Origin of the sequence: Actinomadura rifamycini DSM 43936 (assembly GCF_000425065.1) — a bacterium.
Classification (GTDB): Bacteria; Actinomycetota; Actinomycetes; order Streptosporangiales; family Streptosporangiaceae; genus Spirillospora; species Spirillospora rifamycini.
In genome coordinates this window covers 84,299-105,984 of the sequence record NZ_AULB01000007.1, presented here as the reverse complement: position 1 = coordinate 105,984, position 21,686 = coordinate 84,299, and the positions used below count along the sequence as shown (strand labels likewise).

At 76.4% G+C, this 21,686-nt stretch carries 16 protein-coding genes; 4 read left to right on the top strand and 12 right to left on the bottom strand.

Going from position 1 to position 21,686, the window contains the following annotated elements:
- Positions 1-4: 4 nt before the first annotated feature.
- Together H505_RS0103150 and H505_RS0103145 are read left to right on the top strand one after the other, a co-directional pair.
- On the top strand, positions 5-1,750 hold the full coding sequence (locus tag H505_RS0103150; RefSeq protein ID WP_026400800.1) for an N-acyl-D-amino-acid deacylase family protein: 1,746 nt from the start codon (positions 5-7) through the stop codon (positions 1,748-1,750).
- Positions 1,747-2,361, top strand: a complete 615-nt coding sequence (locus tag H505_RS0103145) for a TetR/AcrR family transcriptional regulator (protein WP_026400799.1) — start codon at positions 1,747-1,749, stop codon at positions 2,359-2,361. The genes H505_RS0103150 and H505_RS0103145 overlap by 4 nt, the downstream gene beginning before the upstream one ends.
- 17 nt (positions 2,362-2,378) lie before the next feature.
- On the opposite strand, the gene H505_RS39585 is transcribed toward H505_RS0103145, so the two are convergent.
- The 12 genes from H505_RS39585 to H505_RS0103085 form a co-directional block, all read right to left on the bottom strand.
- Positions 2,379-3,437 (bottom strand): restriction endonuclease subunit S, encoded by a 1,059-nt coding sequence (locus tag H505_RS39585; RefSeq protein ID WP_051300133.1) that lies wholly within the window; start codon positions 3,435-3,437, stop codon positions 2,379-2,381.
- Positions 3,434-4,792: an N-6 DNA methylase gene (locus H505_RS0103135; protein WP_281173406.1), complete on the bottom strand. Its 1,359-nt coding sequence runs from the start codon at positions 4,790-4,792 to the stop codon at positions 3,434-3,436. Before H505_RS0103135 ends, H505_RS39585 begins: the two co-directional genes overlap by 4 nt.
- A gap of 21 nt (positions 4,793-4,813) precedes the next feature.
- Complete coding sequence (locus H505_RS0103130) at positions 4,814-5,227, bottom strand: DUF1257 domain-containing protein (protein WP_026400797.1); 414 nt, start codon at positions 5,225-5,227, stop codon at positions 4,814-4,816.
- Positions 5,228-5,248: 21 nt separating this feature from the next.
- Positions 5,249-6,847 (bottom strand): Hsp70 family protein, encoded by a 1,599-nt coding sequence (locus H505_RS0103125; protein WP_026400796.1) that lies wholly within the window; start codon positions 6,845-6,847, stop codon positions 5,249-5,251.
- 74 nt (positions 6,848-6,921) lie between these two features.
- On the bottom strand, positions 6,922-9,300 hold the full coding sequence (locus H505_RS0103120; protein ID WP_157432884.1) for a WD40 repeat domain-containing protein: 2,379 nt from the start codon (positions 9,298-9,300) through the stop codon (positions 6,922-6,924).
- A gap of 8 nt (positions 9,301-9,308) precedes the next feature.
- Positions 9,309-11,666, bottom strand: coding sequence for a hypothetical protein (locus H505_RS0103115; RefSeq protein ID WP_026400794.1), 2,358 nt, complete (start codon positions 11,664-11,666; stop codon positions 9,309-9,311).
- 10 nt (positions 11,667-11,676) lie between these two features.
- Positions 11,677-14,136, bottom strand: coding sequence for a hypothetical protein (locus H505_RS0103110; RefSeq protein WP_026400793.1), 2,460 nt, complete (start codon positions 14,134-14,136; stop codon positions 11,677-11,679).
- A gap of 9 nt (positions 14,137-14,145) precedes the next feature.
- A complete protein-coding gene (locus H505_RS0103105; protein ID WP_026400792.1) occupies positions 14,146-16,527 on the bottom strand; it encodes a WD40 repeat domain-containing protein in 2,382 nt (793 codons plus the stop codon).
- Positions 16,524-18,068, bottom strand: coding sequence for an AAA family ATPase (locus tag H505_RS0103100; protein WP_026400791.1), 1,545 nt, complete (start codon positions 18,066-18,068; stop codon positions 16,524-16,526). The genes H505_RS0103105 and H505_RS0103100 overlap by 4 nt, the downstream gene beginning before the upstream one ends.
- Complete coding sequence (locus H505_RS39580; RefSeq protein ID WP_051300129.1) at positions 18,065-18,640, bottom strand: 4Fe-4S single cluster domain-containing protein; 576 nt, start codon at positions 18,638-18,640, stop codon at positions 18,065-18,067. Before H505_RS39580 ends, H505_RS0103100 begins: the two co-directional genes overlap by 4 nt.
- A complete protein-coding gene (locus tag H505_RS0103090) occupies positions 18,631-18,828 on the bottom strand; it encodes a DUF2997 domain-containing protein (RefSeq protein WP_034516479.1) in 198 nt (65 codons plus the stop codon). Before H505_RS0103090 ends, H505_RS39580 begins: the two co-directional genes overlap by 10 nt.
- Positions 18,828-19,196: a DUF1257 domain-containing protein gene (locus tag H505_RS0103085; RefSeq protein WP_051300127.1), complete on the bottom strand. Its 369-nt coding sequence runs from the start codon at positions 19,194-19,196 to the stop codon at positions 18,828-18,830. The genes H505_RS0103090 and H505_RS0103085 overlap by 1 nt, the downstream gene beginning before the upstream one ends.
- 165 nt (positions 19,197-19,361) lie before the next feature.
- On the opposite strand from H505_RS0103085, the gene H505_RS39575 reads away from it, so the two are divergent.
- Both H505_RS39575 and H505_RS0103075 read left to right on the top strand, forming a co-directional pair.
- Positions 19,362-20,813 (top strand): serine/threonine-protein kinase, encoded by a 1,452-nt coding sequence (locus tag H505_RS39575; RefSeq protein ID WP_169528790.1) that lies wholly within the window; start codon positions 19,362-19,364, stop codon positions 20,811-20,813.
- 209 nt (positions 20,814-21,022) lie between these two features.
- Positions 21,023-21,658, top strand: a complete 636-nt coding sequence (locus tag H505_RS0103075; RefSeq protein WP_034516476.1) for a DUF5701 family protein — start codon at positions 21,023-21,025, stop codon at positions 21,656-21,658.
- Positions 21,659-21,686 lie beyond the last annotated feature (28 nt).

The window sequence follows — 21,686 nt, the reverse complement described above, 5'->3', positions numbered from 1 at the left end:
CGGCATGGGATACGACGTGATCGTCCGGGGCGGGCGCTGGTTCGACGGGACGGGCGCGCCGTCGGCCGTCCGCAACATCGGGATCCGGGACGGCCGGGTCGCCGCCGTCACCGCCGCGGAGCTGGACGCGGACGGGGCTCGGGTCGTCGAGGCCGCGGGCCGCTGGGTGATGCCGGGCTTCGTCGACGTCCACACCCACTACGACGCCGAAGTGCTCGCCGCGCCCGGACTCGGCGAGTCGGTGCGGCACGGGGTCACGACCGTCGTGTTCGGCTCGTGCTCGCTGAGCACCGTGCACGTCGGCCCGCTGGACGCCGCCGACCTGTTCAGCCGGGTCGAGGCGGTGCCGCGCGAGCACGTCATCCGCACGCTCGAACAGCATCGGACCTGGGACACCGCCGAGGAGTACGCCGCGGCGCTCGAACGGCTCCCGCTCGGCCCGAACGTCGCCGCGTTCCTCGGGCACTCCGACCTGCGGGCGTCCGTGATGGGCCTCGGACGGTCCACCGACCGCCGGGTCAAGCCGAGCGCCGCCGAACTGCGGGAGATGGAGCTGCGGCTCGTCGACGCCCTCAAGGCCGGGATGCTCGGCCTGTCGGAGATGCGCAACCCGTGGGACAAGATGGACGGCGACCGCTACCGGTCGCGCACCCTGCCGTCCACCTTCGCGACCCGCGAGGAGCGCCGCCGCCTGTACCGGATCGTGCGGAGCGCGGGCCGGGTGCTCCAGACGATCCCCAACCTGAACACGCCCTACAGCCTGGTCCCGGCGCTCGCCGCGTCCGTCGGGCGCGGCGGCCGCCGCCCCCTCAAGACCAGCATGCTCGCCGCGGCGGACGTCAAGGCCAACCCGCTGCTCATGCACATCATGGGGCCGCTGGCGCGCGCGTCCAACCGGCTCGGCGGCGACTTCCGGTGGCAGCACCTGCCGGTCCCGTTCCGGGTCCACGCGGACGGCATCGACCTGGTCGTCTTCGAGGAGTTCGGCGCCGGGGCGGCCGCCCTGCACCTGAAGGAGGAGGTCGAGCGGAACGCGCTGCTGCGCGACGAGGACTACCGCCGCCGCTTCCGCCGCGACTACGAGAACCGCTGGTCGCCGCGCATCTGGCACCGCGACCTGTACGACGCCCACATCGTCGCCTGCCCCGACCCGGCGGTCGTCGGCCGCTCGTTCGGGCAGGTGGCGGACGAGCGCGGCGTCCACCCCGTCGACGCGTTCCTCGACCTCGTCGTCGAGCACGGGCGCGCGCTGCGCTGGTACACCGTCATCTCCAACCACCGGCCCGCGGCCCTGGACAAGCTCAGCGCCCTGCCCGAGGTGCAGATGGGCTTCTCCGACGCGGGCGCGCACCTGCGCAACATGGCGTTCTACAACTTCCCGCTGCGGCTGCTGAGCCGCGCCCACCACGGCGGCTTCATGAGCGTCGAGCGGGCCGTGCACCGGCTGACGGGGGAGCTCGCGCACTGGTACGGCATCGACGCCGGCACGCTCCGCGAAGGCGACCGGGCCGACCTCGTCGTCGTCGACCCCGACCGTCTCGACGGGTCCCTGGACGAGGCCCGCGAGGCGCCGTTCGAGGAGTTCGGCGGACTGGTGCGGATGGTGAACCGCAACGACGCCACCGTCACCGCGACCCTCGTCGCGGGCGTCCCGCTGTTCCTGGACGGCCGGTTCACCGAGGCCCACGGCACCCGGCGGACCGGCGGGTTCCTGCGCGCGGGCCGGCCCCGGATACCCTCCATGGCGTGACGACGGAGCGGCGGCGCACCCAGCGGGAGCGCAGGGAAGGGACCATCGGCAGGCTGCTCGACGCGACCATCGCCGCGATCTCGGAGGTCGGCTACGCCCGCGCGTCCGTCGGGGAGATCTGCACCCGCGCGGGCGTCTCGCGCGGCGGCCTGTTCCGCCACTTCGACACGCGCCTCGACCTGCTGGTCGCCGCGGCGGAGGAGGTGGGCCGCCGCCAGCTCGCCCTGGTCGGCGAGCAGCTCGCGGCGCACCCCGACGCCGGCCTGCGGGACGCCCTGGAGCTGATGCGCGGCCGCCACCGCGCCGTCGACAACGTGGTCTGGTTCGAGCTGCTCGTGGCGGCCCGCACCGACGCCGAGCTGCGCGCGCGCCTCGCGCCCGCGGCGGAGCGCTACCGCGACGCGATCACCGAGCTGGCCCGCGCCGCCCCCGGCCTGCGGGACCTGCCGGACGAGGACCGGCACGTCCTGGTGTCGGCGGCCCGCCACCTGTTCGACGGCGAGACCATCCACCGGACGGTCGTCCCGGAACCCGACGCCGAGCGGCGTCGCCTGGAGCTGCTGGCCGAACTCGCCGAGACCGTCCTGCGGCGCCGCGCCCCGCGGCCGTGACGGCCCGCCGCCCCGGATCACGCGGGTGACGGGACGTCCGCGGCGGGGACCAGGACGGGCAGGAGCGCGTCGCGGAGGGCGGTGAGGGACGCCGACTCGGCGGCGGCGGCCGCGACGCGGCGGGCCAGCGGCGCGACGGTCGCGCCGAAGCGGCGGGCGGCGCCGTCGCCCGGCCACGGGACCTCGTAGCGGGCCAGGTCGGACCAGGCGGCGCGGGGCATCCGGGTGCCGTCGCCGACGGCCGACGCGTGCGCGACGACGGCGTCGCTGGCGAGCGCCGCCAGCAGCCACGCGCGGTGCGCCGCCTCGCCCGGGCGGACGACCAGGATGTCGGTGGACGCGACGCCGTCCACGAACGCGAGGCCCACCTTGTGGAAGGAGGGGCGGAGCCTGCCGAACAGGACGTCGCCCGCGGCGAAACGCGTCTTGCCGCTGCGCACGTCCGCGGCGGCCGTCCACGTGGTGAGCCACATGCTGCGGCGGGGGACGTGCTCCAGCGCGATGTACGGCTCCCCGTCCGGGATGCGGGACGCCGGGACGAGGTCGCGGACGAGCGTGCCGAGGGCGTCGAGGCGGACGGACGCCCGGGCCGCGGCCGCCGCCTCGTCGTACCGGGCGCGGACCAGCGCGTCGGCGAGCGCGGCGAGCCGCCCGTTCACGGCGATCTTGTCGTCGAGGGCGCCGAGGACGCCCGCGGCGCGGTCCTGGCGGGCGCGGGAGGCGCGCGGCACCGGCAGGTCCTTCAGGACGCCCTGGGTGAGGAGCGGCTGGCCGGAGCCGAGCCGGTACCGGTTCAGGTCGAGGGCCTTCAGCAGGTAGTGGACGTAGCGGGGGTTCACGCCGTCCCGGGGCGTGACGATGATCGCGTTGTCGGTGACCCAGCAGCGGTCCGGGCTGTAGTGGACGGCGCCGCAGTAGGTGCCGACGCGGCCGACGACGACCGTGCCGGCCTCCGCGTTGAACCGGTCGGACGTGCCGATCACGCCGTTCGCCCCGTACGTGCGGTACGCGGCGCCGGGGGCGGGCCGCGCCTTCCCGTTCGCCAGGTCGACGAGGTCGCCGAGCCGGACCGTCACCCGTCCAGCCCGTCCAGCCGGGCCCGGACGACCGCGTCGAGGCGGGCCGACTCGTCCAGGCAGGCGAGCAGCTCCTTGGTGAGGCGCTCGATGCGGTCGGCGGCGGGTTCGGCGGCCTCGGCGGCGGGCGCGCCGACGTAGCGGCCCGGCGCGAGGACGTGCCCGTGGTCGCGGATCTCCCGCAGGGACACCGAGCGCGCGAAGCCCGGCTCGTCCACGGGACGGCCCGCGCGCCACGCGCGGTGCGCGGTCGCGATCCGGTCGATGTCGGCGGGCGTCAGGACGCGCTCGGTGCGGTCCACGAGGGTGCCCATGCCGCGCGCGTCGACGAACAGGACGTGGCCCGCGCGGGCGCCCTTGTCGCGCGTCAGGAACCACAGGCACGCGGGGATCTGCGTGGTGCGGAACAGCTGGGGCGGCAGCGCCACCATGCAGGACACGAGGTCGGCCTCCACGAGCGCCGCCCGGATCCCGCCCTCGCCCTTCTGCGTGGACGACATCGAGCCGTTCGCCATCACGACGCCCGCGGACCCGGTGGGCGCGAGCTTGGCGAGGATGTGCTGGATCCACGCGAAGTTCGCGTTCCCGGCGGGCGGGACGCCGAACCGCCAGCGGGGGTCGTCCGCCCGCCGGTACCAGTCGGACATGTTGAACGGCGGGTTCGCGAGCACGAAGTCCGCGCAGAGGCCGGGGTGGGCGTCGGTGCAGAAGGTGTCGGCGCGGCGCAGGTCGCCGGCGATGCCGTGGACGGCGAGGTTCATCCGCGCCAGCCGCCACGTCCGCTCGTTGGCCTCCTGCCCGAACACCGCGATGTCGTCCCGGCGGCCCCGGTGGCTCAGCACGAACTTCTCCGCCTGGACGAACATGCCGCCGGAGCCGCAGCACGGGTCGTACACGCGTCCCCGGTACGGCTCCAGGATCTCCACGAGCAGCCGCACCACGGCGGCGGGCGTGTAGAACTCGCCGCCGCGCTTGCCCTCCGCGCGGGCGAACCGCTCGAGGAAGTACTCGTAGACCTCGCCGAGGACGTCGCCGGGCCCGCCGGGCGCGCCGGTGCCGATGCTCGCGCCGTCGATGAGGCGGACGAGTTCGGTGAGGCGGCGCCCGTCCACGGTGGTGAAGATCTTCGGGAGGGCCCCGGCCAGCGCGGGGTTCGCCGCCATGAGCGCGTCCATCGCGGCGTCCAGCGCCCGGCCGTCCCCGGAGGCGGCGAGCGCGTCCCAGCGGGCGGGCTCCGGGACGTCGAACGCGCCGGAGCCCGAGGCCCATTTGAGGAACACCAGGCCCAGCACGAAGTCCTTGTACTGGCCGGCGTCCATGGAGCCGCGGAGCGTGTCCGCGGACCTCCACAGGATGTCCTTCAGATCCGCCCCCCGTCAGAACGTCGTGCGCCGCAGCGTCAGCCTGACCTCGCCGGTCGCGCGGTCGGTCTCCTCGGTCGCGACGTCGAAGCCGTGGCTCTCGGCGAACGCCAGGGCGGTGAGCCGCCCGTACCGCTGCGCCACCGTGTCGAGCCACCGGGAATCGTACTTGTGCCGGTCGTAGCCGCTGATGATCGCCTCGAACGTCCCGTCGGGCGTCCGGTGGAAGCCGAGGTCGTTGCTGGCCGCGCCGACGAACCGCCGCCGCACCACCACCTCCGCCTTCTCCGGGCGGCGGTCGCCCTGGTAGCCGTAGAGGTGCGTGGGCGACGCGTGCGACTCGACCTGGTCGAACCCCAGGTCGTTGAGGACGCCGACGAGGCGCTCCTGGTCGGTGATCGTGGTGCGGACCTTGGTGTAGTGCGACATGGCGTCCTCCCTGGGGACGGCTCAGGACAGCCGGACGACCGGTTGCCGGTCGAGTACGAGGGTGTTGCGCTGGAGGTCGTAGGCCGAGACGGTCAGGCGCTTCTGCGCGTCCACGCGGAAGTCGAGCCGGAACCGGTCGACGCCCGCCTCGGCGGGCGGGTCGGCCTCCAGGAACGTCGGGCTGTCCTCGTTCAGCCACAGCCGGGACCGCTCCTGCAGCCGCTGCGCGGTGACGGCGACCGTGCGGGCGCCGCCGTTCGCGTCGAACATGATCTCCAGGTCGGAGCTGGCCTCCCGGTAGCTCGCGTGCGCCAGCTCGTACACCGCGATGCCGAGGTGCTTCTGCCCGTTCCGGATCGCCTTGATCGTCAGCATCTTCACCGGCTCGGGCGTCGGGTACTCGGTGCCGGCCTCCACCAGCGTCTCGAACTCGTAGGCGCCGGTGTCCCGGTTGACGTGCCGGATCGCGTAGTCGTGCTGGATGTGGTCGCTCAGCTCGTAGCCGCCCGCGATGCCGGCCGCGCCCGCCGCGACGGCCTCCAGCGGACGGTCGAGGTGCAGCGCGTCCGGCGGGAACTGCAGGGACAGGACGTCCTGCACGGCCGGGACCAGGCTCGTCCCGCCCACCAGGAACACCTTGGAGATCTCGTCGGCCGGGAACCCCTTCGCGGCGGCGCCGTCGAGCGTCTTGCGCAGCGCCCGGTTCACCCGCCCGAGGACGTCCTTGCGCTTCAGCAGCCCGTCGAACTCGGCGCGGGTGACCTCCATGCCGAACCGCCCGGACTCGATCTTCGCCGCGTCCTGCGTGGTCAGCGCGACCTTCGCGCGCTCCGCCGAGCGCAGCAGCTCCCGGAAGACCCGGTTGTACTCCTCGGTGTCGCCGAACGGGACGCCGGTCAGCTCGGCGACGTGCTCGGCGAGCAGCGCGTCGATGTGGTCGCCGCCGAGGTCGAGGCCCGCCTTGGAGATCGTCCGGACGGACGCGCCCGCGGTCGCGTTCGACGGGTCGAGCACCTTCACCACGGACGTGTCGAGGGTCCCGGCGCCGAAGTCGAACACCAGGAACACGTCCCCGGGGTTCAGCCGCGCGCTGTACCCGACGGCCGCGGCCGTCGCCTCGTCCACCACGCGCAGCCGCGCCGCGCCGCCCGCCTCCTCGCCGACCTCCCGGACGAGCCAGTCCCGGTAGGTGTCGAACGACTCGACGGGCGCGGTCGCGACGATCTCCAGGTCGCCGGAGTCGACCGCGAGGGTCGCGGCGGCCATCACGTCCGACAGGAAGCGGGTCGCGGCCTGCCGCGCGGTGACCGTCCGGTCGCCGCCGAGCCGCCGCGGAATGTCCACGGCCCGCCCGGTCACCGCGCTCTTCATCGACTGGAACGCGGTGTTCTCCGGGTCGTCCGCGACCTCGGACGTCACCTGCGCGCCGATCCACCGGCGGTCGCCGCCGCCGGAGAACGCGACGCGGGACGGCACGACCCGCTGGTCGACGCCCCGCGTCCCCTCCCGTTGCAGGTCGAGGCCGGGCAGCGGGACCGGCTCCCCGCGGTCCAGGTCGTGGTCCCAGCCCGCGACGACGGTGTTGGCGGTGCCGAAGTCGATGCCGATACGGGTCGTCATCGTCCCCCTTCCACAGGTCTCCTCCGCATTCTTCCGCGATCTCCGCTTCCGCGCCGCCCTTCGCGGCGTCCGGATCACAGGCTGATGTCGTGCTCCCCGGCGGTCAGCTCGACGGCCTCGCCCAGTTCGACGTCGAACCGGAACCGGTGGACCAGGGTCGCGTCGAGCAGTTCCAGGACGGCCCGGTCCCGGCCGGCGACCGCGGAGTGCGCGAGCGCCGCGCCCACCGCCCCGAGGTCGCGCGGGACGAGGTCGGCGACGGGGCGCCGGACCAGCGCGGGCACCTCCCGCAGCCGCAGGTCGAACAGGTCGACGCGGCCGTCGCCGTGCCCGGCCGCGAGGAACTCGCCGCCGGGCGACAGGGTCAGCCCGGTCGGCCGGTCGCCGGACGGCGTCCGGTGGACGGCGACGGCGTCGAGCGTCGCGCCGGTCAGGAAGTGCAGGTCGCCGGTCCGGTCGGCGATGACGATCTGCCCCGTGCCGGGCAGCACCCCGAGGCCCGCGCACCCCTGGATCTGCGCGTTGCGGGCGGAGACGCGCCGCCCGTCCGCGACCCGCAGCAGGACCGTCCAGCCCTGCGGGTCCGCGCACGCGACCGTGTCGGCGTCGGCGAACCCGACCTCGGTGACCGTCCGGCCGGGGTGGGCGCCGACGGCGTGCCCGGTGGCCGGATCGACCAGGTGCACCGAGCGGCCGAGCAGCGCGAGCCGCCCCGACCCGCGGTGCGCGACGATCCGCCGCGGCCACTGCCGCCGCCCGAGCCCGAACTCGGTGATCGACCGGACCGCCACCGGGCCGTCCGCACGGCCGAGCAGGAGGTCCCCGTCGCGGGTGCCGGCCGCGAACGTCCCGTCCCCGGTCAGCGCCAGCGAGGTGACGGAACCGGGACCGGAGTGCAGGGTGCGGTCGGTCCCGTCCGCGCACCGCACGAGCCGGCACGGCCGGGCCCCCTGCCGTCCCCGCTCACCGGCGAGGACGACGCCGTCCCCGGCGTGCAGCACGCACCCGACGGGGGAGTCGAACCAGTCGTAGCGTTCGGCGAGCCGTGCGGTGCGCAGGTCGAACACGCCCACGACGCCCGCCCGTCCCGCGACCGCGAGGAACGGGCCGTCCGGCGCGAACGAGACGCCGCCGACGCCGTGCCGGAACCGCAGCCGGGCCCGCGGCGCCGCCGTCCACGGCGTGTCGCCGCCCTCCCGCAGCCCGGACGCGACGGCCCGCAGGTCCGCCGCGCGGAACAGCGCGAACAGCCGCCGCTCGTCGTCGCCGCCCGGCGCCCAGCCCTCGAACAGCCGGAACAGCCCGGCGCCCGTCGCGATCGGCACGTCCTTCACCAGCGACCACAGGTCGTCCCATTCGCGGCGGTGCGCGAGCTGCTCGGCGAGGTAGCGGGTCTCGTCGGCGGACATGTCCCGGACGCGGGCGCGCCGGTCGTCGCCGACGATGACGCGGACGAGGTCGAGTTCGCCCGCCGCGAGCATCGCCGTCCGCAGCCGCGCCCGCTCGTCGTCCGCCCGCGACAGGTACGCGAGCGACAGCAGGCCGCCGTCCGGGTCGAGCGCCCGGTACTGCCGCGGCTGCCCGGTGAGCAGGAAGAACGCGGCGCGCGCCACCGGGTCGGCGGGCGCGAACGCGTGCTCGGCGCAGAACGCCGCCAGCCCGGCGTCCGCCGTCGCCCGCGCGCACAGGTCCTCGACGAGCGGACGGTCGTGCACCGCGCGGAACGTTCCGGCGGCGATCTCGCGCAGCGGGTGGTCCCGCATGGCGAGCGCGTCCAGGAGCGCCTCCCGGTAGGGCGTCCGCCGCAGGATTACGGCGTCCGTCTCCAACGCGACGGCGCTCAGCGGGCCGAGGCCCGCGTCCTCGGCGGGGCGCCGCCATCGCAGCAGCGCGGCGCCCGTCTCCGCGTCCGGCTCGCCCAGCCACGCCCGCCACAGGGCGTCCAGCATCGGGCCGGACGGCGGCGTCCCGGCGGCCAGCAGGACGCTCCGCAGCGGCGTGCCCGGATCGGCGCCCGCCTCCCACAGCGCGTCCAGCAGCGGCCCCGCCGCGGCCCGGCAGTGCGCGGCCGCGTGCGCCCGCACGTCCGGGTCGGGATCGGCGAGCAGGTCGGGTGCCAGGCATGCGTCCACGGCCCGCCACTCGTCCAGCCGGTCGTGGAGCGCCAGCGTCACGAGGCGGGCGGGCATCGGCCCGGCGACGGCCCCGGTCTCCAGGACGACCGCCCGCAGCCCCGGGTCGCGCGTCCGCACCCACCACGCCGCGACCCGCTCCCGCGCCCGCTCGTGCAGCCGGTGGCCGGGCGTCCGCGCGATCCGGGCGGCCGCCTCCCGCGCGACCGGCGCGCCGCCCGCCGCGTCCGCGAGCAGCCGCTTCGCCGCGCGGACGCCCCACGGGCCGCGCCGCCCGCTCGCGACCACCCGCCGGTCCGCGTCCGTCCGATGTCCCACCATGCTCCCTCTCACAGGCCGATGTCGTGCTCGCCTCCCGCCGGCCGGACGTCTCCGCCCACTTCGACGTCGAACCGGAAGCGGTGGTGCAGGGCGGCGCGGAAGAGGTCCAGCAGCGCCCGCACGTCCGGGTCGGCGGGCCGCTCCGGCGCCGCCGCGGCGAGGTCGGCGTGGCGCGGCAGGAGTTCCGCGAGCGGCCGCCCGAGGGCGCCGCCCAGCTCCCGGAGCCGCATGTCGTACACGGTGAGCTCGCCGTACACGTGCCCGACCGCGACCAGCGCCCCCGACGGCGACGCCACGACGCAGGTGACCCCGGGGAGGGACGCGACGTGCGGCGCCGCGGCGCCCGGCCGGTCGGCGTCGACGAGGTGCAGCCCGCCGTGGATGTCGGCGGCGGCGACGCCGCGGTGGATCGTCGCCAGGCCCGCGCAGCCGCCCTCGCACCGGAGCACCGCGCGCTCCGCCCCGCCCCCGGCGGGCAGGAACGTCACCGCCCCGTTCCGCTCGGCCACCGCGACGGTGTCCGCGTCGGCGTAGGCGGCGCGGACGGGCCGCTCGGCGGGGTGCAGGATCTCCGCGGGGCCGCCCGCCGGGTCGAGCAGGTGGACCGCCCGGTCGACGACCGCGAGCCGCGGCGTGCCCGGGTGCGCGACCACCGCGCGCGGCCGCAGGCGCGGGTCGAGGCCGAACGCCGCGAGGCTCCGCACCGTGACGTCCCGCCCGTCCGGCCCGCCCAGCACCAGCTCCCCGGCGGTGGTCACGGCGGCGAACCCCGCGCCGTCGCCGGTGCGGGTGAGCGAGGTGACGGGGCCGCCGACCCCGTGCACCGTCCACCCGCCGTCGGGGGCGCAGCGGAACAGCCGGTGCGGGCCCGCGTGCTCGCCCGCGCCCGCCAGCACGGCCCCGTCGGGGAGGAGCAGCACCCGGCCCGCGCTGCGGAAGCCGCCGTGCCGCCGGACGGTCTCGCCGGTGCGCGGATCCAGGACGCGGACGATCCGGTCGAGGCACGAGACGGCGAGGAGCGGCCCCCCGGAGCGCCCGTCGGAGCGCTCCGGGGAGAACGACAGGTGGTGGATCCCGGCGGGCATCCGGAACTCCGTCTTCGCGGGCCGCGCCGCGAGCCCGCCGCGGAACCGCTCCAGCGCGGCCCGGACGGACTCGGGCGTGACGCCGCGGTAGAGCCCGAACAGGCGCCGGCCGTCCTCGTCGCGCGGCCGCCACCCGCCGAACAGGGGCACCAGCGCCGCACCCGACTCGAGAGGGACGTCCCGGACGAGCGACCACAGGGCGTCCCATTCGCAGCGTTCGGCGAGCCGCTCGCCGAAGTACGCGAGCTCCTCGCCCGCCATGTCCGCGACGTGGGCGCGGCGCTCCCCGGACACGACGCGCCGGACGGCGTCCAGGTCCCCGGCGGCCAGCAGCGCCCCGCGGGCGCGGGCGCGCTCGTCCGGCGGCGCCGCCGCGTACGCGAGCGCGAACAGCGACCCGTCCGGATCGAGCGCCCGCCGCTGCCGGTCCTGCCCGGTCAGGGCGAACAGCCACGCGCGCCGGACCGGGTCCCGGGGGACGAGCCCCCGCGCGCGGCACCGCTCCGCGAGCTCCGCGTCCCGGATCGCCAGCTCGCACGCCGCGTCCACGACCGCCTGGTCGCCGCGCGCGGCCGTCCGCTCCGCGGCGAGGCCGGCGAGGGGGTGGTCGGCGAGCAGCGCCGCGGCCAGCACGGACGCGGCGTGGGAGCCGCGGCGGCCCAGCACCAGCGCGGTCACCGCCGCGAGCGGCTCCCCGGCCGCCGAGCGGCCCCAGCGCAGCAGCGCGTCCCGCAGCGGGCCCGGCCCGTCCCGGCCGCACTCCTCCCACAGGGCGTCCACCTCCGGGTAGGGCGCGGGCGCCGGGTTGGCCAGCAGCGCGTCCCGCAGCGGCGTCCCCGGCCCGGTGTCGACATCCCACAGCGCGTCCAGGACGGCGCCCCGGGCCTCGCCGCAGAACGCGGCCGCGCTCTCCCGCACGCCGGGGTCCTCGTCGCCGAGCAGCCCGGGCAGCCACGTCGCGTGGTGCGCGTCCCAGCCGTCCGTCCGCCCCAGGAGCGCCTGGGTGACGAGCCGCGCGGGCGGCACCGGGGCGGTCGCCCCGGTGTCGAGCACCGCCCGGCGCAGCTCCGGGTCGCGCGTGTCGACCCACCACCGCGCGACGTGCGAGCGGGCGTGGGCACCGCGCGGATGCCCCGGCGCCCGCGCGATCCGGACCACGCCGTCCCGCGCCTCCCCGCCGCCGCGCTCGGCGTCCGCGACGAGCCGCCGCCACGCCCGCGCGCCCCACCGCCCGTGCCGCGCGCTCGCGGCGATCCGCCGCTCGGTCCTCGTCCGTGCCACGCTCCGCCCCTCACAGCCCGATGTCGTGCTCGCCGGCGGCGAGCCGGACGGCGCCGCCCACCTCGACGTCGAACCGGAACCGGTGCTCCAGGGCCGTCCGGAGGAGGTCGAGCGCCGCCCGCGTCGCGGCCGGGAACGCGGTCCCGCCGAGGCATTCGGTGACGAGCCGCAGGTGGCGGGGCGCCAGGCCCGCGACGGGGCCGCGGACGACGGCGGCCAGTTCCCGGGGGCGCAGGTCGAACAGGTCGATGCGGCCGTCGCGGTAGCCCGCGGCGAGCAGGGACCCGTCGGGCGACACCGCGAGGCGGCCGCTCTCGTCGTCCGGCGAGGAGCGGACCTGGACGCGCTCCGGCGGGTCGCCGCCGTACACGTGCAGGTCGCCGTACACGCACATGAAGACCGCCTCGCCGGTGCGGGGGAGCGCGTGCGGGCTCCCGGGGCCGAACTGCTTCGTCCGCGCCGGCGGGCCCGTCCGCCCGTCCGGCAGCGACATCCGCGCCACCGTCCCGCTCTTCAGCTTGCAGACGAGCGTGTCGGCGTCGAGGAAGGCGGCGCCGACGACCGGTTCCGCGGTGCGCAGGGCGGTGGCGGACCGGGACCCCGGCTCGATCAGGTGCAGGTCCGCCCGGTCGCCGAGCGCGACGATCCGCCCCGTCCCGCGGTGCGCCCCGATCCGGTCGGGCGGCGGGTCGCCGCCGATCCCGAACGCCGCGGGGGCCAGCGCCCGGACGTCGCCGCCGGGGCCGCCCAGCAGCAGCTCCCCCTCCGCCGTGCACGCCGCGAAGCCGCCGTCGTCGCCGGTCAGGACGAGGGACGTGACGGGGCTCGCGGTGGTGCGCAGCGTCCGCGCGGCACCGTCCGCGCAGCGGATCAGCCGGTGCTCCGACCCGTCGAACGACCGCACCTGCGCGACGACGCCGTCGCCGACGTGCAGGACGCGGTCCAGGCGCGGGCCGTGCTCCTCGTAGCTCTCGACGACCCGCGCCGTCCCGAGGTCGAGCACGCTCACCCCGTGCCGGATGCTCGCGACGGCGAGGCGGGGCCCGCCGCCGGTCCCGCCGGGCGCCGGGCGGCCGGGGGAGAACGACAGGTCGAGGATCCAGTGGCGGGGAAACCGCAGGACCGCGTACGGCTCCAGCGGCGGCCGCTCGACGAGCCGCGCGACGCCCTCCTCGACGGTCGCCGGATCGGCGTCGCGCAGCGCGCGGAAGTACCGGCGCTCGTCCTCCCCGCGCGGGGCCCACCCACCGGCCAGGCGGACCAGTCCGGCGGCGGCCGCGACCGGCAGGTCCCGGACGAACGCCCAGAACTCGTCCCATTCGCGGCGTTCCGCGAGCCGTTCGGCGAGGTAGCGGGCGTCCTCGTCGGGCAGGCGCGACGCGCGGGCGCGCGGGCCGTCGCCGACGATGACGCGGACCAGGTCGAGCTCCCCGTTCGCGACCATGGCGTCCCGGACCCGGCTCCGCACGGCCGGCGGGGCCGAGGCGTACGCGAGGGAGAGCAGCCCGCCGTCCGGGTCGAGCGCGCGGTGCTGCCCGGGCTGCCGGGTCACCACGTAGAACAGGGCCCGCCGCACCGGGTCCCGGGGGGCGAGGCCCCGCTCGACGCAGAAACCGGCGGCGTCCGGCCGCAGGAGCACCCGCTCGCACAGCTCCTCGACGAACTCCTCGTCGAACTTCCCGTCGAACTCCTCGCCGAGCGGCGCGGTGAGTCGCGACGCGGCCGCGTCGCGCAGCGGGGCGTCGCCGAGGAGCAGCGCGTACAGCAGCGCCGCACGCTGCGGCGGTTCGCAGGGCGCGCCCGGCCGCACCCCGTCGAGGGCCGCCGCGACGGGCCGGACGTCGCTCAGGGGGAGCGCCCACCGGAACAGCGCGTCCCCCAGCGGTCCGGCGGGGTCCGCGAGCCACCGGCGCCACAGGCGGTCCCGGTGCGGGACCGGCGGCGGCGCGTCGCGGCGCAGCAGCAGCTCCGCCAGCGCGTCGTGCGCGCCGGCGGACCCGTTCCACAGCGCCTCGTTCCACAGCGCCTCGTCCCACAGCGCCTCGAACACGGGGCCGGCGGCCTCGCGGCACGCGGCCGCCGCGTTCCGCCGCACGTCCGGGTCGTGGTCGGCGAGGAGCCGCCGCACCTGCCCGACGTCCGGCTCGCCCCAGCTCTCGCCGAGGCGGCCCAGCAGGGCGAGCGTCCGCAGGCGGGCGAACCCCTCCCCGGCGACGGCGCCGGTCTCCACCACCGCCTGCCGGACGCGGGAGTCGTGCTCCGCGCCCCACCAGTCCGCGATCAGCAGTCTCGCCCGTTCGCGCAGCCGATGGTCCGGAGTCCGCGCGATCCGGACGATCGCGGCGCGCGACCGGTCGCTGGTCCGCCGCGCGGTGGCGAACAGCCGCAGGCCCGCCCACCGCCCGCGGAGGCCGCGCCCCGCGCTGCGGGCCGCCGCCCGCTCCGCCCGCTCCCGCGCCGTCGGCTTCACGACCGCTCCTCAGAGACTGATGTCGAACTCGCCCGCGGACAGCCGGACGGCGTCCCCGAGCTCGACGTCGAAGCGGAACCGGTGCTCCAGGCACGCCTCCAGCAGCCGCAGCGCCACGCCCCCGCCGCGCCGCACCGGCCCGTCCGCCAGGGCCGAACCGACGGCGGCCAGATGCCCCGGGACCAGGCTCGCCACCGGACGCCCGACGATCCGCGGCACCTCGTGGACGCGCAGGTCGAACAGGTCGGTGCTGCCGTCGGCGTTGCCGACCGCGAGGAAGTCGCCGCCCGGCGACACCGTCATGCCGGTGCGGTTCTGGACGTCCGCCGCGCGGTGCACGGCCGTCCGCTCGAGGGTGCCCGCGTCGAGGACGTGCAGGCCGCCGCCGTCGTCCGCGACGACGACCTCGCCGGTCCGGGGCAGCCCGACCATGCCGACCAGCCCGTGCACGTCGAGCCCGACCTGCGCGGTCTCCTCGAACGCGTCGCCGCACAGCCGCAGCCGCCGCACGGCCCCGCCGCGGCCCGCGCAGACGAGCGCGTCCGCGTCCGCGAACGACGCCCACGCGACCGCCGGGCCGGGCGGCGTGACGGCGGCCGCCGCGCCGCCGCCCGGCGCGGTCACGGCCAACCGCCGGGCCGCCACCGCGATCCGCCCCGACCCCGGATGCACCGCCACGGACCTCGCCCAGGCGCCCCCGCCCAGCCCCAGCGCCGCCACGGGCCGCGACTCCACCGACCCGCCCGGCGCGCCCACCAGCAGCGACCCGGCGCGGGTCCCGGCGACGAACCCGCCGTCGCCCGCGCGGGCGAGGCACGTCACCGACCCGGGCGCCGCGTGCAGCGCCCGCGCCTCGCCGCCCGCGCACCGCAGCAGCCGGCACGGGCGGTCGACCCGGTTGGTGCGCTCGGCGGCGACGAGCGCGCCGCCGCCCACGTGCAGGACCCGCCCGACCGACGCCCCGAACCCGTCGTAGCGCTCGGCGAGCGAGGCCGTGCGCAGGTCGAACACGCCCGCGACCCGGTTCGTGCCCGCGGCGGCGAGGAACGGCCCGTCCGGCGCGAACGACACGTCGTTGACCCGGCCGCGGAACAGGTACCGGGCCTGCCGGGTCACCCGGTCCCGCAGCCCCTCCAGATGCTCGACGGCCCGGGCCAGCGCGTCCGGGTCCGTCGCCCGGTACAGCTCGAAGACGCGGCGGTCGTCGTCGCCGCGCGGCGCCCACTCCCCGAACAGGCGGACGAGGGAGACGCCCGTCGCGATCGGGAGGTCCTGGACGATCGACCACAGGTCGTCCCACGCGCCGCGCCCCGCGAGCTGCTCGGCGAGGTACGCGACCTCGCCGGGCGACATCGACTCGACCCGCGCCCGCCGGTCGTCGCCGACGATGACCCGGACCAGGTCGAGGTCGCCCGCCGCGAGCATCGCCGTCCGCATCCGCTCCCGCACGGAATCCGTCGCGGACGCGTACGCGAGCGACAGCAGGCTCCCGTCCGGGTCCATCGCGCGATGCTGCTCGGGACGGCCCGTCAGCAGGAAGAACACCACCCGCCGCATCGGGTCCTTCGGGGCGAACCCGTGCTTCGCGCAGATCGTCCGGAGGCCGCCGTCGTCGAGCGCCCGGTCGCACAGCTCGTCCACGAGGGTCTGGTCGCGCAGGGCGGCGACCTTCTCCTCGGCGATCGCGCACAGCGGATGGTCGCCCAGCGCCAGCGCGTCGATCAGTGCCGCCCGGTTCCGCGGCTCCCGCAGGACGTCCGGCTCCGCGGCGACCGCGACGGCGGTGAGCCGCGCGCGCGGCCCGCCGACCGCCGGGCGCCCCCACCGCGACAGCGCCGCCCAGACCCGCGCGTCCGGGCGGTCCAGCCACCGCTCCCACAGCCGGTCCAGCGGACCGGACGTCGGCGGCTCGCCGTTCGCCAGCAGCACCGCCTCCAGCGGCGAATCCGGGTCCGGGCCGAGCGCCCACAGCGCGCGCAGCATCGCCCCGGACGCCTCCGCGCAGAACGCCTCCGCGCGCGCCCGCACGTCCGGGTCGGGGTCGGCGAGCAGCCCCGGCACCGCGCTCGCCTCGCCCGCCGCCAGGTCCGCGGCCAGGCGCCCCGCCAGCGCGAGCGTCACCGCCCGCGCGGGCGGCTCCGCCGCGACCGCGCCCAGCCGCACCGCGCCCTCCCGCAGCAGCGGGTCGCGGGTTTCCGCCCACCACGCCGCGACCGTCTCCAGCGCCCGCTCGCGCAGCCGGTGGCCCGGCGTCCCGGCGACCCGCGCGACCGCCTCCCGCACCTCCGGGTCGCGGCGCCGCGCCGCCGCGAACAGCCGCCGCTCCGCCCACCGGCCCCGCGGCGACCGCCCGGCGGACGCGCCGGCCCACCGGTCGGCCCGCGGCCTCATGCCAGTTCCAGCCGCACCTGGTGCTCGGCGGCCTGGGACGCCTCCGCGAACGACGCCGACTGCGCCCGCCCGTCCCGCAGCCACGACCGCAGGTCCTCGATGCGCTCCCGCTGCGACCGGCTCAGCGGGACGAGCCGGTCGATCGCCGCCGCGACGTCGTCCGTCGTGATGTCGCGCGGGCCGTCCGCGAACGCCCGGTACAGCGCGTCGACGATCGCCTGCTCGATCTCCGCGCCGACGTACCCGTCCGACAGCCGCGCCAGCCGCATCACGTCGAACGCCGCCGGGTCCCGCAGCCGCTTGCGCAGATGGACGTTCAGGATCTCGCGGCGCTCGCTGTCGGTCGGCAGGTCGAGGAAGAACACCTCGTCGAACCGGCCGCGCCGCAGCGTCTCCGGCGGCAGCGCCCCCACGTCGTTCGCGGTCGCCACCACGAACACCGGCGCCGTCTTCTCCTGCATCCAGGTCAGGATCGTGCCGAACACCCGCTGCGACGTGCCGCCGTCGAGCCCGCCGGACGCCATCGACTTCTCCAGCTCGTCGATCCACAGGACGCACGGCGACACCGTCTCGGTGATCTTCAGGGCGCGCCGCAGCCGCTCCTCCGACTCGCCCACCAGCGAGCCGAACAGCGCGCCGACGTCCAGCCGCAGCAGCGGCAGCCGCCACAACCCGCTGATCATCTTCGCGGTGAGGCTCTTGCCGGTCCCCGGGATGCCGATCAGCGCCATCCCCTTCGGCGCCGGGAGCCCGAACTTCGCGGCGTCCTCCCCGAACGCGCTCTCCCGCAGCGTCAGCCACTCCTTGAGCAGCTCCAGCCCGCCGACGTCCTCGAGCGTCTCCTCCGCGCTGTAGTACTCCAGGGCCTGCGACGCCCGGATGACCGCCTTCTTCTCCTCCAGCACCGCCGGAATGTCCAGCTCGTCCAGCACCTTGTCCCGGACGATCGCCTTCGAGAACGCCCGCCGCGCCTGCGTCGCCGTCAGCCCCAGCGCCGCCTGCGCCAGCCGCCACCGGCCGTGGTGCGTCAGGTCGCACTCCACCCGCGTCTGCCGGATCAGCTCGTCCAGGTCGTGGCGCAGCTCCCGCAGGCCCGGCAGCGGCATGTCGAGAACGACCACGTCGTCGCCCAGCTCGGCCGGGACGTCCGCCGAATGCGTCGTCACCACCAGCGACGCGTACGTCGACACCAGGCCGTGCGCGAGGTTGCGCAGCTTCCGCTTCACCGCCGGGCTCTTGTGCCAGAACTCGTGGAAGTCCTTCAGGACGTAGAGGTCCTTGCGGTTCGGGTTGTCGCGGGCCATCTCCGCGATCTTGTCGAGGGCCGCGTCCGGCGTCGGCGCCGTCGGCATCGACCGCCCGTCCCGCGACACCAGCCCCCGCGCGACGTCCCACATCACGAGGTCGGACTTCGCGGACGCGTCCCGCCCGACCCGCACCTCGTTGAGGATCTCCAGCGCGCGCTGCTCCTCCACCGTCACCAGGACGATCATCGGGACCCGCGCCCGCAGGTACAGGTTCAGATCATCGTGAACGCTCATCGGTCTCCTCGGCGCCCCTCGTTCTCCCACGCGTGCATGCCCGTGACCGAGACGGTCCCGTCCGCGGCTATGACGATCTCGCTCTCCGGCACGTCCGCGAAATCCTCCGGCCCGTACCGGCCCGTGACCGCCCAGTACTCCTTGTTGGACGACCCGCGGAGCCCGGCGCCGATCCTCAGCCGCGCGTTGTACCGCCCCGCGATCACCATGTCGGCCCGTTCTACGGCCGCCGACAGCCCCGGGTCCGCCTCGATCTCACGCCGCGCGAACCCCGTCAGCACCACGATCCCGAGACCCGACGGCCGCACCAGCCCGCAGAACTCCCGCAGCGCCTCCGGCTGCTCCAGCGGCTCCCCGCCGCTCACCGTGACCCCGTCGATCCCGGGCGTCCCGAGCGCCTCCGCCGCGACGTCCCCGACCGTCGGGACGTCCCCGCCCGGACCGTGCGTCTCGGGGTTGAAGCACCCGGGGCAGCCCAGCGTGCAGCCCTGCGCCCAGACCACGAACCGCATCCCCGGCCCGTTCGCGGCGCTCCGCGCCAGCGTGGCGTGGACCCGCCACGTCAGTGCCACAACCGGTCCTGCTGCTCTTCCCCGGTCTCGTTGTACGCCTCCGCCGTCAGCTCCTGCGCCTCGACCTCGCCGCCGAGCATCCGCACGAGCTCCTCGGTCGTCGCCAGGCACGCCATGCCGTCGACCCCGGTCACATGGATCTCGACCTTGCCGTCCGGCTTGATCGTCACCTCGACGGTCTCGTCCATCACACCCCCGCCCGCCGGAGGACGACCCTGATGTCCCCGGACTCCTCGGTCCTGCTGGAATCGATGTCGAACCCGCGCTCACGCAACGTCGAAATGGTGCTCACCAGCGCGTACTTCTGCTTCAGCTCCCGGACGAAGCGCTGCTCGGTCGTCCCGCGGACGCCGTACCAGTCGGCGACGACCTCGTAGCCGTTCTCCGCCTTCACGAACCCGATCTCGTGCTTTCCCCGGCCGGGCCGAATCTTGAATTCCGCCTCCGTGCGCTGCCCCATCCACCCGCGCACGCCTTGCCCGGCCGACCGGACCTCGTGGCCCATCTCCTCCAGCGCGCGCCGCAGCACCGCCCCGTCGGCGAACCGTGTGCGCACTCTCGTGAAATGCGACAACCCCGACCTCCCGAATCCGCGAGCCCGCCCAGCATATGGCGACGCAATGACACTGAACAGGCATATCTCCGCACAGCGGTCGCGGCGGCCGAACCGGGGCCGCGGTTCCGGCGTCCCACAAAGCAGCCGACAAAGGGGGCGACCGCGATGAGCTGGGGGATCTCGGGCTTTCGCGAGGTGCGCGAACTGGGGCGGGGGACGCAGGGCCGGGTCGTCCTGGCCCGGCACGTCACCGGCGGCCCGCCGGTCGCGATCAAGTACCTGCCGGCGGGCTCCGACCCGATCGCGCGGGAGGTGTTCCGGCACGAGGCCCGCATGCTCGCCCGCGTCCGCCACCCCAACGTCGCGCGCCTGTACCGCCTGTTCGAGGACGCGACCGGAGCCGCGATCGTGATGGAGGTCGTGGACGGCGTCTCGCTCAAGCGCATCCTCGCCGACCGCGGCGCCCTCACCCCCGAGGCGTCCCTGCTGCTGCTGAAGGGGTCGCTGCTCGGCCTCGCCGCCGCCCACGCCGCGGGCGTCGTCCACCGCGACTACAAGCCCGCCAACGTCGTCGTCCGCGCCGACGGGCTCAGCAAGCTCATCGACTTCGGCGTCGCCGCCCGCACCGGCGGCGGCGGCCGCGTCGGCACCCCCGCCTACATGGCGCCCGAGCAGTGGCGCGGCGAACCCGTCACCCCCGCCGCCGACGTCTACGCCGCCGCCTGCGTCTTCTACGAGTGCGTCACCGGCCACCGCCCCTACGCGTCCCGCACCGGCCCCGACCTCATGGCGGCGCACGTCCACGCGCCGGTCCCCGCGGACGACGTCCCCGCGCCGCTGCGCACCCTCGTCGCCCGGGGCCTCGCGAAGTCGCCCGCCGCCCGCCCGGCGGGCGCCGCCGCCTTCGCCGCCGAACTCGAGGACGCCGCCGCCCGCGCCTACGGCCCCGGCTGGCAGGACCGGGCCGCCCGCACCCTCGCCGTCGCCGCCGCGGCCTTCGCCCCCGCCTTCCCCCTGGCCGCCGCCGCCTCCCCGGCCGCCCCGCCCGGCCCGGCCGCTCCCGAGGCCCCGGATGCCGCGGACGTCGACCCGGCGGGAACGCTCACGGGCCCGGACGGGGCACCGGACGTCCCGGGCGCCGACCCGGCGGGAACGCTCGCCGAACCGGGCGCGCACCTCGACGCATCGCCGGACGTGCCGCCGGAACCGGGCGCGGCACCGGGCGGCGGCCTACCGGCGCCCGCGAAAGCGGCCCTCGCGACGGCGGCGATCGTGACGGCCGCCGTGGTCGCCGCGATCGTCTTCGGGACGCCCGACGGGGACGACCCCGCCCGCCGCGTGGCCGACACCCCGACGCCAACGGCGACGGCGACGGCGGCAACGACCGCGCCCCCGACCCCGACACCGTCGCCCCCGTCCACCACCCCGACGCGCCCGGCCCCGACACCAACGCCCACGCACACACCGACCCACACGACACCGACCCCGACCCACACGACACCGTCCCCGACCCACACGACACCGGCACCCGCGCACGAGTCCGGAACGGCCACGCCGTCCCACCCCTCGTCCCCGCCCGCCGATCCCCCCGGGCACAGGTCGCCGCCCATCGGCTGAACAAGACCAAGGGGCACCTGGACCCCCGGTCTGTCGGCTCGACGTACGCGGCCGCGTACGGGTGCCGCCTTCGCCTCGGCGGGGCGCGGGCTGCTCCGCCGCGCTCGTCAGAATTGACCTAAAGTTGGCGTTGACATATTGATGTGCCTGACATAACTTTCGCCCCCGTCAGCGCCGGTGCGGCGTGCCGACCGTGAAGGAGCCCCTGCTTGACGACCGATCCGAAGACCATCGACGCGACGGCCGAGTTCGACCGGCAGGTCGCGAACCTGGAGCCCGCGGTACCGGACGCCGGACGGCTCGGCGCGCTCGTCGCCCCGCTGCGGGACGTCGCCGCGGGGCTCGGCGCCGTCGAGGTGGACGCGGCGGCCGGACGGATCCCGTTCGTCCTCGTCGTGACGCGGAACGTCGTCCCGATCGAGGAGTCGATGCCGCGCACGACCCTGCACGGGAAGAAGAAGCCCGGGTTCGTGGACCGCTCCTTCGAGCCGGGCTCCCTCGAGCGGTTCACCGCCGTCGAGGAGCTCCCGGACCCGGACGCCTACCTGCTGCTGGACGTCGAGCGGGGCGAGGAGTTCTGCGGCGAGGTGCCGAACGACGCCATGGACGTCATCGCGAAGCGCGAGCGGACCCTGCTGACGATCGAGGAGGGCATCGCGCTGGTCACGCACTTCCCGGAGGTGCTCGTGAAGAACAAGTGCTTCTCGCTGGGCGGCTCCCGGTGCGGCGACCGCCGGGTCCCCGCGATCTGGATCAGCCAGAACGCGCCGAAGCTCGGCTGGTGCTGGGCCGGGAACCCGCACACGTGGCTCGGCATGGCCTCCGGGGGCGCGCGCCGCGCGTGACGGGCGCTCCCGCGCAGGTGGACGGGGT

What these genes read in the sequence shown, in the direction of transcription:
- H505_RS0103120 (WP_157432884.1), bottom strand. Translation starts at nt 9,300, where the DNA reads ATGGTGGGACATCGGACGGACGCGGACCGGCGGGTGGTCGCGAGCGGG.
- H505_RS39575 (WP_169528790.1), top strand. Translation starts at nt 19,362, where the DNA reads ATGAGCTGGGGGATCTCGGGCTTTCGCGAGGTGCGCGAACTGGGGCGG.
- H505_RS0103105 (WP_026400792.1), bottom strand. Translation starts at nt 16,527, where the DNA reads ATGAGGCCGCGGGCCGACCGGTGGGCCGGCGCGTCCGCCGGGCGGTCG.
- H505_RS0103150 (WP_026400800.1), top strand. Translation starts at nt 5, where the DNA reads ATGGGATACGACGTGATCGTCCGGGGCGGGCGCTGGTTCGACGGGACG.
- H505_RS0103130 (WP_026400797.1), bottom strand. Translation starts at nt 5,227, where the DNA reads ATGTCGCACTACACCAAGGTCCGCACCACGATCACCGACCAGGAGCGC.
- H505_RS0103100 (WP_026400791.1), bottom strand. Translation starts at nt 18,068, where the DNA reads ATGAGCGTTCACGATGATCTGAACCTGTACCTGCGGGCGCGGGTCCCG.
- H505_RS0103125 (WP_026400796.1), bottom strand. Translation starts at nt 6,847, where the DNA reads ATGACGACCCGTATCGGCATCGACTTCGGCACCGCCAACACCGTCGTC.
- H505_RS0103090 (WP_034516479.1), bottom strand. Translation starts at nt 18,828, where the DNA reads ATGGACGAGACCGTCGAGGTGACGATCAAGCCGGACGGCAAGGTCGAG.